General features: G+C 65.6%; 14 protein-coding genes. 7 read left to right on the top strand and 7 right to left on the bottom strand.

Translation table 11 applies throughout. The features are described 5' to 3' along the window. Positions 1 to 257: 257 nt before the first annotated feature. The 3 genes from ACPYOD_RS09235 to ACPYOD_RS09225 all read right to left on the bottom strand — a co-directional run bounded on the left by ACPYOD_RS09235 (position 258) and on the right by ACPYOD_RS09225 (position 1757). A complete protein-coding gene (locus ACPYOD_RS09235) occupies positions 258 to 686 on the bottom strand; it encodes a universal stress protein (protein ID WP_481301445.1) in 429 nt (142 codons plus the stop codon). 10 nt (positions 687 to 696) lie between these two features. Further along, on the bottom strand, positions 697 to 1134 hold the full coding sequence (locus ACPYOD_RS09230; protein ID WP_481301444.1) for a universal stress protein: 438 nt from the start codon (positions 1132 to 1134) through the stop codon (positions 697 to 699). 224 nt (positions 1135 to 1358) lie between these two features. Beyond that, positions 1359 to 1757 (bottom strand): universal stress protein, encoded by a 399-nt coding sequence (locus ACPYOD_RS09225; RefSeq protein WP_481301443.1) that lies wholly within the window; start codon positions 1755 to 1757, stop codon positions 1359 to 1361. A 197-nt stretch (positions 1758 to 1954) separates the two neighbouring features. On the opposite strand from ACPYOD_RS09225, the gene ACPYOD_RS09220 reads away from it, so the two are divergent. Next, a complete protein-coding gene (locus tag ACPYOD_RS09220; RefSeq protein ID WP_481301442.1) occupies positions 1955 to 2671 on the top strand; it encodes a Crp/Fnr family transcriptional regulator in 717 nt (238 codons plus the stop codon). Here the strand turns inward: ACPYOD_RS09220 and ACPYOD_RS09215 are convergent, their stop codons facing one another. Beyond that, complete coding sequence (locus tag ACPYOD_RS09215) at positions 2672 to 4666, bottom strand: PAS domain S-box protein (protein ID WP_481301441.1); 1995 nt, start codon at positions 4664 to 4666, stop codon at positions 2672 to 2674. Next, entirely contained in the window at positions 4663 to 5391 is a 729-nt protein-coding gene (locus ACPYOD_RS09210) for a response regulator (RefSeq protein WP_481301440.1), read from the bottom strand. The genes ACPYOD_RS09215 and ACPYOD_RS09210 overlap by 4 nt, the downstream gene beginning before the upstream one ends. 136 nt (positions 5392 to 5527) lie before the next feature. Between ACPYOD_RS09210 and ACPYOD_RS09205 the strand changes: the two genes are divergently transcribed. The 4 genes from ACPYOD_RS09205 to arsB are packed head-to-tail and all read left to right on the top strand — an operon-like array spanning position 5528 to position 8252. Then, positions 5528 to 6256, top strand: a complete 729-nt coding sequence (locus ACPYOD_RS09205; RefSeq protein WP_481301439.1) for a DUF2238 domain-containing protein — start codon at positions 5528 to 5530, stop codon at positions 6254 to 6256. Between the two features lie 49 nt (positions 6257 to 6305). Beyond that, complete coding sequence (locus ACPYOD_RS09200; RefSeq protein ID WP_481301438.1) at positions 6306 to 6650, top strand: ArsR/SmtB family transcription factor; 345 nt, start codon at positions 6306 to 6308, stop codon at positions 6648 to 6650. Positions 6651 to 6667: 17 nt separating this feature from the next. After that, positions 6668 to 7180, top strand: coding sequence for an arsenate reductase ArsC (locus tag ACPYOD_RS09195; RefSeq protein WP_481301437.1), 513 nt, complete (start codon positions 6668 to 6670; stop codon positions 7178 to 7180). Between the two features lie 22 nt (positions 7181 to 7202). After that, the gene (gene arsB, locus ACPYOD_RS09190; protein WP_481301448.1) at positions 7203 to 8252 is read left to right on the top strand and encodes an ACR3 family arsenite efflux transporter; all 1050 of its coding nucleotides are present in this window, start codon (positions 7203 to 7205) and stop codon (positions 8250 to 8252) included. A gap of 73 nt (positions 8253 to 8325) precedes the next feature. Here arsB and ACPYOD_RS09185 read toward each other — a convergent pair whose 3' ends face one another. Both ACPYOD_RS09185 and ACPYOD_RS09180 read right to left on the bottom strand, forming a co-directional pair. Continuing rightward, on the bottom strand, positions 8326 to 9003 hold the full coding sequence (locus ACPYOD_RS09185; protein ID WP_481301436.1) for a VOC family protein: 678 nt from the start codon (positions 9001 to 9003) through the stop codon (positions 8326 to 8328). A gap of 108 nt (positions 9004 to 9111) precedes the next feature. After that, a complete protein-coding gene (locus ACPYOD_RS09180) occupies positions 9112 to 9810 on the bottom strand; it encodes a hypothetical protein (protein WP_481301435.1) in 699 nt (232 codons plus the stop codon). A gap of 223 nt (positions 9811 to 10033) precedes the next feature. Here ACPYOD_RS09180 and ACPYOD_RS09175 point away from each other — a divergent pair, with 223 nt between their 5' ends. Continuing rightward, a complete protein-coding gene (locus ACPYOD_RS09175; RefSeq protein ID WP_481301434.1) occupies positions 10034 to 10204 on the top strand; it encodes a hypothetical protein in 171 nt (56 codons plus the stop codon). Positions 10205 to 10433: 229 nt separating this feature from the next. Then, positions 10434 to 13175, top strand: coding sequence for a TonB-dependent receptor (locus ACPYOD_RS09170; RefSeq protein WP_481301433.1), 2742 nt, complete (start codon positions 10434 to 10436; stop codon positions 13173 to 13175). Positions 13176 to 13183: the final 8 nt, after the last annotated feature.

The following is a 13183-nucleotide window of genomic DNA, read 5'->3' as shown; positions in this document are numbered from 1 at the left end:
CGGGCCGGCCCGGCGCCCCCCCCCGCGCCGCCCCCCCCCCGCGCCCGGCGGGCCCCCCCCCCCCCCCCCCCCCCCCCCCCCGCTTCCCACAGAAAAGTAGCCTTGGAGCATGTCGCGAGGTTGTCTGGCCGCCATGGCGGCTCCTACAGACGTGCGCAGATGTGCGAATCCAAACCCATCGCTATTCATTCACCAGGCTTCGCAACGACGACAAGGCGCCGTCGCCGGACATCCGCGAAGGACTTGAAATAAGGCCGCTACGGGCAGACCAACAGCGGAACGTCGCCGCTGCGAAGGATGCCTTGCGCTACATCGTGCAGGAACGCCCGGCGATGGCCGGGGCCCTTACCCGGCACCACGATCATGTCGCAGCAGTGCGCGCCCGCGCGTGCGACCGCGACGGTATCCGGCCGGTGGTCGAAGGTGTATTCCGTCGATACCTTGACGCCGGCCGCGTCTCCCACGCGCTTTGCCTGGTCGAGCAGGGACTGCGCTTGGGAGGTGACGCGGGTGAAGCAGCCGTCGCCTTCGATGTAGTCGGCGAGCAGGCTCACCGTCGGCAGCGGCGAGACGACGTTGAGTGCGTAGACATGGCTGCCAAGGACGGCGGCCGCGTCCATGCACAGGTGGACGGCACGGCTCGATGCTTCGGAACCGTCGACCAGGACAAGGATGCGCTCGAACATGGGATGTCTCCTAAGGGCAGACCAGCACCGGCACGTGGGTGGCGAGAAGGACGGCTTCCGTTTCACTGCCGAGCACCAGGCGCTCGAGTCCGTGCCTGCCGTGCGTTCCCATCACGATCAGGTCGCAGGCGTGCTGGCTCGCGAATTCGACGATGGCCCGCGCCGGCGTCGCATGGGTGACCTGTGCGGAGGAGCACACCACGCCGTGAGCGAGCGCCATCGTTTCCACCTGCCCGAGATAAGCCGCGGAGATGCGCTGCGCCTCGACGATGCCGTCGATCTCGGCGACCGTGGCCACGCCGCCGCGATGGGGGCGGGCGGGGGCGCATTCCACGACGTGCAGCGCCGAGAGGCGGGCGCTGCAACGCCTGGCAAGTTCCATGGCCACGCGCGCGGCTTTCAGCGAGGCCGGCGTGCCGTCGGTCGGAAGAAGAATGTGCTTGAACATGATGTCCCCCGCGCTTCTTGTGCTGTGTCGAGAATGCGCCGGCCCGCGGCCGGCGACTTGACCGGGATCAATGCGAAGCGGGATTGACCTGCGTCAACCGCTTCCGCAAGCGCTGGCCCAACAACGGGGTTCCCGGTGAACGGAAGGAGAGCAAGAGTGGCCGCGCTTGACTCCGGTCAAGTCGGCCATGCCACGCGAGGCCTTATACCTGTAGCACGCACTCATCATCGCTCTGCCCCGGCGTTTCCTGTTTCACTCGAGCATTGCTGCATCGGTCTCGGGTACCCTGCTTCTGGCGCACTGAACAGCACCAGGTCGCAGTGGTGCGCTGTAGCCGCCTCGCGCACGATCATCTCCGGGTCGCTTCCGAAGGCGAAACGGCACACGCAGGGAACCCCCAGCGTATTGGCCATCCGGCGTACGCGCCGGAACAGTCGTTCTCCCTCCTTGATGGCGTCCTGTGACCGTAGCCCGTGTGCCGGCTGCGCGTCGCGGTGCGTGGGCGTGACGACAAACAGCACCGTCACCCGGGCACCGATGCGGGATGCGATGCGGAATCCCAGGTCGACGTCGCGCCGGGTGCCGGCACGGCGATCGATAGCGACGAGCAGATGTGGAAACACGACCGCGTCCCCTCCGGATGGAAGCAGCCTTATCGGAACGCAGATCGGCGGCCTCGACATTGACGCCGGTCAACGGCAGAACCTTCCTGGCCCGATTGTTACAAAGCGTTACGAACCGTTGCCGTCCCGAACACGTTCCGTGACGGGCGGTGCTTAAGGTGGCTACACAGCAATGAGGTCGACCACAGGACGCCAGCGTGAACACACACATCGAGCAGTCATCCACCCGATCGCTTCCCTGGACGGCGTGGCCCACGACGCCATCGTCGGAATCGACCCTGGACATGGACCTGCTCCAGCACCACCTGGCAGTCACCCGCCGGAAGCATCGCGCCGGCCAGCACCTTTTCCACGCAGGACAGCCCTTCCGGGCCCTGTACTTGATCCACTCGGGCTCTTACAAGACCTCAGGCCTGACCGACGACGGCCGCGAGAGGGTTACGGCGTTCAAGATGCGCGGCGAGCTGGTCGGCGTGGATTCGATCGGCCTGGACTCTTACGCCTGCGACGCCGTCGCCCTCGAAGACAGCGAAAGCTGGGAACTCCCGTATCCGGCCGTGATGAAGGCCGCGGTGCACATTCCCGGGTTGCAGGAACAGATCCACGCCGCGCTCGCCGCGGAAATCCGTTGCGACCGGGGCTGGATGCTGCTGCTTTCCACGCTCGCCGCGGAGCCCAGGGTGGCGGCCTTCCTGATCGACATGGCAGCGAGGCAGGCGCGCATGGGTTACAGCGCCAAGCACTTCATCCTGCGCATGAGCCGCCTGGACATCGCCAGCTTCCTGGCGATCAAGCACGAGACGGTGAGCCGCGCGCTCTCGCACCTGGCCGACCGTCGCTTCATCAGCGTGCAGCGCAGGGAAGTGCGCGTCCTGGATGCGCAGGGCCTGCGCGACATGGCTGTCGCCGCCTGATCAGGCTCGCGACAGTACCTGCTGCCAGACTGCCATCAGCTCTTCGCGGCGATAGGGCTTGCGCAACAGCGGGAAGGCTGGTTCTTCCATGAGTTCGTCGCCCCTGGAGCCATACTCGTAACCGGAAGTCAGCAACACCTTGAGCGCCGGACGCCGCGACTTCAGTTCGTGGGCCAGTTCGATCCCGGATTCGCCGGCACCGAGCACCACGTCGGTGAACAGCATCTCGATGTCGTCGCGCGCGTCGAAGATGGCGCGGGCCGAGGCAGCATCGGCCGCCTCCAGGGGGACATACCCCGCCGCGCGCAGGAAGGACGCAGCGATGCGGCGCACCTCGGCCTCGTCCTCCACCACGAGGATGCTCGCACCGCTCGCGGCGACGGCAGCAGGCGCCGGCGTTCCGACCGCGGGCTCGCGAGCCACGGGCAGCACCATCTCGATCCGTGTGCCCACGCCGGTTTCGCTCTCCAACGTGAGGCGGCCGCCCGATTGCTTCACGAAACCGTAGACCATGCTGAGGCCCAGTCCGCTGCCCTTGCCGGCACCTTTCGTGGTGAAGAATGGTTCGAAGGCGCGGGCGCTGACTTCCGGCGGCATGCCGGTGCCGGAATCGACCACCGAAAACACTACATAGGAGCCCGGATCGAGGTCTTCGTCGCCCTGAACCTCCAGCGCGCGCGCGGAGATGATCAACTTGCCGCCGCCCGGCATGGCATCTCGCGCGTTCAACGCGAGGTTGATCAGCGCGGCCTCCAGCTCGCCCGGGTCGGCGAAAACCGCGGGAAGGGCGTCGGTGCAGCTCGCCATGACGCGGATCTGTTCCCCCAGCGTGCGGCCCAGCATGTCGCTGAGATCGGCCAGGAGCAGTTCCGGGCGCACCGCGCGTGGCGTCAGGCGCTGGCGCCGCGAAAAACCGAGCAGCTTGCGGGTCAAGGCCGAACCGCGTTCGACGGCGCGCGACGCGCTCGCCACGATCTCTGCCGTTGCGGCATCTCGTCCGCCGTCCATTTCCAGCAATTGCAGGTTTCCGGAAATGATCGTCAGCAAGTTGTTGAAGTCGTGCGCGATGCCCCCGGTGAGTTGGCCCAGGGCATCCAGGCGCTGCGCGTGGGCCAGCTGTTCGTCGGCGTGGCCTCGCTGGATGGCACCGGAGAGCACGTTGGCCACGGCGCCGACGAAATGGTGCCTGTCGCGGTCGCTGCCGTTGCCTGGCGGCAACCAGGCCACCAGGTAGCCCGCCGGCATGCGCCGGTCCGGCAGCGTGGTGACCACCGCATGCGGTGAGGGTGCATCGCGGAGCGCGGGGAAGGCGACGACCTCGCCCGCGTCCATCCTGCCGCGGCAGGATGGATCGAGCATCGACAGCCAGGGCAATTGCGACAGGCTGTCCTTGAATGCGGCATCGAGCCCCGACGAACCGCTCACACGAGGTTTGTCCCCGTGCGGATCGGTAAGCAGGATCGCGACCGCGGGTGCGTTCAGCGCGGATGCGATCAGTGCGGGGATCTCGGCCAGCGCCGCTTCGTGATTCGGCGCGACGAGGATGCGGCGACTGATGTCCGCCAGCGCGGCATCGTAGCGGCTGCGTGCCAGCGCCTCGCGGGCGCGCTGTGTTTCGGAGATATCGCGGATGGACGCGGCGAAGAGCGTGCCCGGTCCTCCTGCGATGGGGCTCAGGCCGATCTCCACCGGAAACGGCGAGCCATCGGCGCGCACGCCGGTCAGCTCATAGCCGGCGCCCATGGGACGGACACGCGGGCTGTCCATGTAATGCGTGCGATGCGCCACGTGCAGGGCGCGCACCTGGTCGGGCAGCAGTACCTCGATGAGTTGTCCGGCCAGCGTGCCCTGCGCATACCCGAACAGCGATTCCGCCCGGGGGTTGGCCAGGACGATGGTGCCGCTCCGGTCGACGACGACCATGGCGTCCGGTGCCGTTTCGAATAGGGCCTTGAAGAGGGCAGCGTCCGCGAAACGGTCCGGCCAGGAACTCATGTGCGTTGCACCGTGGGGGTGAAAAGGTAACCGGTACCCCGCACGGACTTGATCAGCTGCGGCTGCGCGGGATCGGATTCGATCTTGCGGCGCAGGCGGCCCACCTGCACGTCGATGGCGCGGTCGAAGGGACCGGCCTCGCGCCCGTGCACATGGTTCATCAGCTGGTCGCGGGTCATCACCTGGTTGGGGTGTTCCACCAGCACGCGCAGCAGGGCAAACTCACCCGTGGTCAGCTCGATCCGCCCGCCTTCGCGGTCGGCAAGCGTATGCGTGCGCAGGTCGAGCACGAAGCGGTCGAAGGCCAAGCCGCCCGCCGTCGCCGCGGGGGCTGGGTCGGACGGGCCGCGCGCGCGACGGAGAACGCTGCGTACGCGCGCCAGGAGCTCGCGCAGGTCGAAGGGTTTCGTCACGTAGTCGTCCGCGCCGAGTTCGAGGCCGACGATACGGTCGACGGCCTCGCCGCGCCCGGTGACGATCACGACGGGACCGCGCCATTGCTCACGCAGGTAACGGGTGATGGCGAAGCCGTCTTCGCCTGGCAGGCCGAGATCGAGCAGGACGAGGTCGACCCGCTGGCTGCCGAGCGCCGTGCGCATCTGCTGTCCGTCGCCCGCGGTCACCACCTGGAAGCCCTGGGCCGAAAAATAGCGCGACAGCAGCGTCGTCACGTCGACTTCGTCGTCGACGATCAATAACGTGTCGCCCGATGTATCGGCCGCCATGGAGACTTCCCTTGAGAGGTGCGACGGTCGTGCCGGTCGCTCACCGCCCATTAGAGAGGAGGAGCCACTGGACGGCAAGCCTGCCCGGCGCGCATCTTGATCTGTGTCAACGCCGTCTGCCGCTCGTGGCAGTCTTATGTACCGCGACCGCGATCGGAATGCCGCCTTGTCCGCACAACCGCAAAATACTCGAGGAAAAGCCGTCCATGCGCGGAATCGGCAGCGGTTGACGCTTGCCCCCGTCTTGCTGGCCGCGACGGTACCTGTGCTCGTCTGGTCCGGTTGGTCTCCTGCCGACCGGGGCGATTGGCTGCTGGAAAACGCGCTGGTGGCGATCGCCATCCCGCTGTTCGTGTTCGGCTATCGTCGGTTGCGCTTTTCCGCACTGAGTTATTCGGCGCTGTTCTTGTTCTTCTGCCTGCACGAGGTCGGCGCGCACTTTACTTATTCGATGGTGCCGTATCCGCAGTGGCTGACGTGGTTGCCGGACCTGTCGTGGGTCAGGTCCGGCGGCTCGCGCAATCACTACGACCGCGTGGTGCACTTCGCCTACGGGTTGCTCGTGATGCCGGCGGTGCTCGAACTGTTTGCCCGCAGGGCCGGCCTGCGCGGCGTGTGGCGCTGGATCGTCCCGGTGACCTTCGTGATGGCCCACTCGATGGTGTACGAACTGGTGGAGTGGGGCGCGGCGGTCGTATTCGGAGGTGACCTGGGACAGACGTATCTCGGCACCCAGGGCGACGAGTGGGACGCGCAGAAGGACATGTTCCTGGCGACGATCGGGAGCATTGCGACCACGTGCCTGCTTGCAGCCGTGCGCTGGCGCGGCGGCAAGCCCACCGTAAACGACCCAGCGGCTCAGTGATGCCGCCCTGGACTTGTTCGCGGCACAATTATTCGACTATTCTAGTTTTATGGAAACAAAAGAAGTTCTCGCCGCCCTTACGTCGCTCGGCCATGCCAAGCGCCTGGCGATATTCCGCCTGCTCGTCGTCGCGGGCCGGGAAGGGCGCATGGCCGGCGAGATCGGCGACGAACTGGGTCTGCCTGGCGCGACATTGTCGTTCCATCTGAAGCACCTCTTGCATGCGGGGCTCATCACGGCGGAACCGCGAGGTCGCTTCGTCTGCTACCGCGCCGCATTCGACGCGGTGAATGGGCTGATCGCTTACCTCACCGAGAACTGTTGCGCGGACGGCCCGCTCACCGGCTGCCTTCCGGCGGCGGCGCCCTGCCGATCCGACGATACCTGCTGTTGAACTTGCGAGGCTCATCCGTGCATCACCGTGTCCTGTTCGTCTGCACCGGCAACTCCGCCCGGAGCGTCATGGCCGAAGCCACCCTGCGTGCATGGGGCGGGGAGGGGTTCGAGGCTTTCAGTGCGGGTAGCCAACCTACCGGACGGGTCAATCCCTACGCACTCGAAACGCTCGCCGCGGCCGGTATATCCACGGTGGGCGTGCGCAGCAAGTCGTGGGACGAATTTGCCGGAGACGGCGCACCGCCTATCGATGTGGTGGTCACCGTATGCGACAGCGCGGCATCCGAACCATGTCCCGTCTTCTTCGGCGACTTCGTGCGCACGCATTGGGGTCTTCCGGACCCGGCCGCCGTCGAGGGCACGGAGGAGGAAAAGCGTGCCGCGTTCTCACGCGCCCACGCCACCATCAAGGCGCGACTCTCGGCGTTCCTCGCCCTCGCACCGGAAGCGTGGGCCGATCGGGATGCCCTGAAGACGGCGCTGGATCGCATCGGCGTCATCGAGTCCGGGGACGCCGCCTGTGTCTGAGCGCGCTTCCGGTCGTCCGTCCATTGGCTTCTTCGAGCGGTATCTAAGCATCTGGGTGGCGGCATGCATCGTCCTGGGAACGGCACTTGGCCACGCGTTCCCCGCGCCATTCGAAGCGCTGGGCGCGATGGAACTTGCCAAGGTGAACCTGCCCATCGCGCTGCTCATCTGGCTGATGATCGTACCGATGTTGCTGCGGGTCGATTTCGGTGCCATGCGGCAGGTGGGCCGGCATTGGAAAGGCATAGGCGTCACGCTTTTCATCAACTGGGCCGTGAAGCCGTTTTCGATGGCGTTGCTCGCCTGGTTTTTCCTGCGCCATGTCTTCGCCGCGTACCTTCCGCCCGCGCAGGTGGACAGTTATGTGGCGGGCCTGATCCTGCTGGCCGCTGCGCCTTGCACCGCGATGGTGTTCGTGTGGAGCAATCTGTGTGGCGGCGAGCCCAACTTCACGCTCAGCCAGGTCGCCATCAATGACGGCATCATGGTGCTGGCCTTCGCGCCGCTGGTCGCGCTGCTGCTTGGCGTCTCGGCCATCACGGTGCCGTGGGCGACGCTGGTGCTTTCCGTCGCGCTGTACATCGTGTTGCCGGTGATCGGCGCGACGATCCTGCGCCGGACGATCCTCGCGCGTGCGGGAGCGGCCGCTCTCGACCGATGCCTGCGCCGCCTGGGCCCCTTGTCGCTGGGATCCCTGCTGCTCACCTTGACGCTGCTGTTCGGCTTCCAGGGCGAGCAGATCCTGACCCATCCCCTGATCATCGCCATGCTCGCCGTGCCTATCCTCGTGCAGGTCTATTTCACGTCGGGGCTCGCATACCTGCTCAATCGCTGGCTAGGTGTCGAACACTGCGTGGCCGGACCCTCGGCGTTGATCGGCGCGAGCAATTTCTTCGAACTGGCAGTGGCGGCGGCGGTAAGCCTGTTCGGACTGCACTCGGGCGCCGCACTCGCGACGGTGGTCGGCGTACTGGTGGAGGTGCCCGTGATGCTGTCCGTGGTGCGGATCGTGAACGGCACGGGTGCCTGGTACGGGTCGCCGAAGGGGAAGGGTGTGGAGGCTCGTCCATAGCGATCGGCTGCGCGGGACAGACGATGAAGCGCACCTGCCTGCGTCCCGCTACGCTGCTTACGCTACGGCGTCCTCACGTCGGAAGATCCCGTCCTTGTTGCTCGCCGATAAGGTAGTCGGCATACCAGTCCGGCCAGTTCTCATCGCGTTGCCCACCGTTCTGTTTCTCGTACTCGCCATGCGCGGCTTCGGCTCGTCGAAGCGCCGCCGCAAAATCCTGGCGTGAACTGTAGGTGGCGCCGTCGGCCTCGATACGTCCAGCCAGGCGCTGGGTGATCTCCTGCAGTAGCCAGCCGTTGCCGTCGGGGTCCCGGAACGACGCGAACGAGCGATAGCTGCCCCGCTCCGGATGTACGCCGGAGACACGGACCCGCCCGAAGAGGTAGGGCTCGTCGGATCCGGCGTACACACCTGATGCACCGTGGAACACCTCGCCGATCTCCACGCCACGGTCGAGCAGATCCTTCCGGGCGGCTTCGACGTCGGAGACGATGAGGTACAGGCCCTGCGCGGAGCCCGGTGCTGCCGCGGTGACGTTCGTTCCGAAGATGACGGAGCAAGCAGATCCCGGCGGCGTGAACTGGATGACCCGGTATGAGCCGTCGTCACTGGCGAAGTCCGCGTCAAGCCGCCAGCCTAGGTTGCCGTAGAAACGCTTGGCGCGATCCACGTCCGCGACGGGTATCACGACGATCTCGAACTTCATGTCCATGCCGCGCGTGGGCGACGACGGAACTGCGACGCTGTTCATGGGACTCTCCGACGGTCTGATTCGCGGTGCAAGCCTAGGGCCGTCATCCATGGATGGCTTGTCGGTCCTCGCACGATGCCCGCCGCATATCCGTACAAAAGCATCGCTTTACGCTCGACAGCGCCCGGACGGCTGCCAGTCGGTCACGCGTGTGGTCGGCGGCAAGGTCGAGTCGTGCAGGATCAGCGCGAAGCCGCGCCGTGGCACCGTGCCCGTCGCCATCAGAAGCATCGGCGGACCGCCCGGCATCACAAGATGATTGCCGGGACCCGTGGCGGTGTGTACACCACCAGGCATCTCCAGGCACGTATCGCCGTCCAGCGCATAGAACCCTTCGGGACCCGAATGCTTGTGAATGGGCGCGCTCATGCCGGGTGTAAACAACGAATGCAGATACTCGGCGCTGAACGATGCCGCCTTGGTGACGGGAAGCGGACCGATCGTGGCGGCGTGCACGCCTCCCTGCGCTCGCCACGTCCTACCGCCGATCGTGAACAGCCAGACCTTTCCGTAATCGACCACCACGGTTCCGAACTTTCCCTTGGCAGCCTGCGCGGCGACCTCGTTCGGGAACTCGTCGATGTGCCAGTACACGGGCTCGTCGGGCAGGGAGCCGAGTTCCTGATGGGCGAGAAGACAGGCAGGCCCGGGTGTCGGCGGAGTTGAACCGACGTGGCAAGGCGATGAGGTGACCACGGTACCGGGGTCCTGCGTCTGCGCGATGCCGGGTGTGAAGACCGTGGCGCATGCAAACGATGCAACGGCAAACGCAACGGCCGCACCGAAACGGCACCTGCTCGAAGGCATGACGAGTTCCCCGGAACGAAACCGTGAATGTGGCCGGGCGCCGAAGAGGTCACCATCGGCCATAAGGCGGAGTCACGTCCAGGACCCGTGTCATCCCCGGGATGCTGCTTCGCACCAGGAAAATCGCTTTAAATGCGCTTGTTGACGCGCTTTTTACGGTGCGCTATATGTTGTCGAAGCGCCGCGTTGCCATTGCACGCGGCGTCTTCCGCGAGGGGTCATCATGCGACACCGCAGTCACAATCCAGCACATCCGGGTTGCGCCATGGCGGAACCGTCGTTCCCGTTCGTGCAGGCCGACGGCCAGCGGATCCTCTCCCGCGCCAAGCTCAGCGCCCTGCGTTCGCGGGGCAAGTCCCTTGCCGGCTATTCGCCGCCGCGACACACCCGCTGATCCATTCCTGATCGGCATCCCTTCCTGATATCCCGCGCCGGGCGCGGGCATGACATGACGTTCGCCTGATCGCGGCCCTCACCGCGTGCAGGCCGTCCGTGCATGCCGAAGGTCGCTGGTCAGCATATCCGCAGCACGCGGCGGAGGGCTTCGTGCTGCCTTCAGCGACACTTTCGGGGTGGGGTGCATTGTGCGTAACAATCATGATCTGACGAAGAAAGCGCTTGTCATGGCCATCTGCACGGCCATTGGGTTCCTTGGCGTGCCGGCGTTCGCGCAACAGGCGGCGCCGAGCGCGGACCCGCCGGCGACGGCAGCCAAGGATAAGGCCGTACAGATGAAGGCGCTCAGCGTCGTGGCCAACCGCTACGAAGCGACGAGCATCCGCATGGACTCGGTCAATACGGTGGACGTGCTCTCGGCCAACGACCTGCAGCACACGGCCGTGCACAACGTGGCCGAAGCGCTGGGCCTGATGTCGGGCGTGAACGTGACAACCACGGGTACCGGCTACTTTGGCGGCGTCGACGGCGCGGCGCGTGGCGAGGGCATGTTCGCCTCCGTACGCGGCCTGCCGTCGGAGTACAACGTGAACCTGGTGAACGGTAGCAACGTCGCCCAAGGCATGCCTTATAGCCGCAGCGTGCAGCTCAGCCTGCTGCCGCCGTCGGGCTTGCAGACCATCGTGCTCAACAAGACCTCAACAGCCGACATGGATGGCGACGCCATCGGCGGCACCATCGATTTCCGTACGCCCAGCGCTTTCGACTTCAAGAAGGATTTCAGCGGCAGCGTAACGGCCAGCGGCCGTAGCGAGAGCCGCGCCCGCGACTACGGCGGCAGCGGGCTGGGCGGCGGCCTCGCCGGCGAACTGCAGGGCAAGTTCGGCGAAGAGAAGCAATTCGGCGTGTATGTCAGCGCGTACTACGACTATCGCAACATCGCGAACAGCGAGGTCGGCGCGGCGGAAAGCGCGAGCAATGACGGCTCGTGGGCGTTCCTGCACGCCACTGCCGAAGGCGACAACGCACCGGGCTACGATCCGCAGCACAACCTCGCCAGCATCGGCACCAACGTGGGTATTGCCTCGGGGTTCGAGCGCCGTTACGGCGGCAACATGTCGTTCGACTGGAACATCGATCCCACCTTCCACGCCTACGCCAAGCTGTCCTACGCGTATGCACTGACCGAACAGAACACCACGTACAACCAGCTGCTTCCGCAAAACGTCACCTACGTGCCCACTGCGACTCCCGGCGTGTACTCGCCGAACATCGGGCGCATCGCCAACCGTTTCTGGTTCGAAACCAATCCTGAGCGCGCCGACCTCGGCACGATCCAGTTCGGCGCGGACAAGACCGCGGGCGGCTGGACGATCTCGCCGAACGTGTTCTGGAGCATCGGCCGCAACGATCGCCCCGAGCATGTCGAGATCGACGGCCGGGAGGACAAGTACTCGCAGGACAACTTCGCCTACAACCGGGGTTCACTGCTCTCCTACGGCGGCAGCCACTTTCCGTATCCCGTACTTACCCCGGCACTGCTGAACTCGGTCAACAACATCCAGAACATGTGGGCCAACGACTATGGCGAGGTCACCCGTATCCGATCAGGCCAAAAGCGCGGCGGCGCAAAACTCGACCTGCGTTACGACTTCGACGACGGCCCGGTGCAATCGCTGAAGTTCGGCGTGAAGTACAGCGACAGCTCACGCGAGTTCACCAACCGCGACTGGAGCACGGGCGGCATCAACGATGGCACCACTACGCTCGGCGACCTCGGTATCTTCAAGGGCTATTACAACCAGATCTTCCCGGGCAAGTACGCCTGGAGAACGCCGGACGTGAGCCGCGCCGCCGTCGCCGCGCTGATCGATGCGCATGTGCAGCCGTCGGACCTGGATACCTGCAGCCAGCTCGACTTCAACAATTTCAACTGCGACACCATGCGCGGCACCGAGGCCGTTTCCGCCGCCTATGCCATGGCGACCATCGAGCAGGGGCCGCTGGAGATCATTCCCGGCGTGCGCTTCGAGCACACGTCCATCCACAACACCTTCTGGACGACGCCGCAGGACGCCGACGGCAACGAACTGCCGGGCTATTTCTCGAACAACCGCACCATCTACAACGAACCCCTCGGCAGCCTGTTCATCAACTACCGTCCGGGCGGCAACGTCGTGTTCCGCGGGGCGATCTGGCAGAGCTATACGCGCCCGGCATTCGTCCAGCTGGGCGGCGGCGAGCAGATCAGTGTGTCCAACGGCGTGACCACGATCACGCGCGGCAATCCTGACCTGGATCCGATCAAGGCCACCAACGTGGACCTGGGCGCGGAATGGACCACCGGCAACGGCGGCTTCTTCTCGCTCACCAGCTACTACAAGAAGCTGCGCGACTATATCTACGACAGCGGCGGTGGGCAGGCCAATCCGAACACCTCGGGAGTGGGCACCGTGTTGACGAAGACGCCGACGAACGGCGGCGACGGCCGCGTGTACGGCATCGAAGCCACGGTGCGGCAGAAGTTCGAGAACCTGCCAGGGGCCTGGAACGGGCTCGGCTTCAGCGTCAACGCCACGAAGCAGAATTCCCGTGTGGACTTGGGACGCGAGGGCTTCGAGAACGAGCGCCTGCAGCAGGCTCCACGCACGCTGGCCAACGCGGAGCTGTTCTACGAGAAGTACGGCTTCTCGGTGAACCTGAGCTATCACTACACGGGTTCGTTCATCTCCACGTACGACTTCCTCAACCAGGGTGCGCCATGGGACGACCTCTGGCTGCGGCCGATCCGGCGCGTCGACCTGCACGTGGGGTACGCCATGGAGAACGGCCTGCAGTTCGACCTGCAGGTCAGCAACCTGACGAGGCAATACCAGTACTGGTCGCACATCGGCCGTTATAGCCTCGCCAATTCGGATATCGTCGATGCGGGCCGCACGGCGCTGGTCACCGTGAAGTACTCGTTCTGAGCGGGAGC

It is taken from the genome of Luteibacter sp. HAY1-4A, assembly GCF_056755355.1.
The sequence above is the reverse complement of the archived record's forward strand: the minus strand, read 5'-3'. Positions and strand labels throughout refer to the sequence as shown.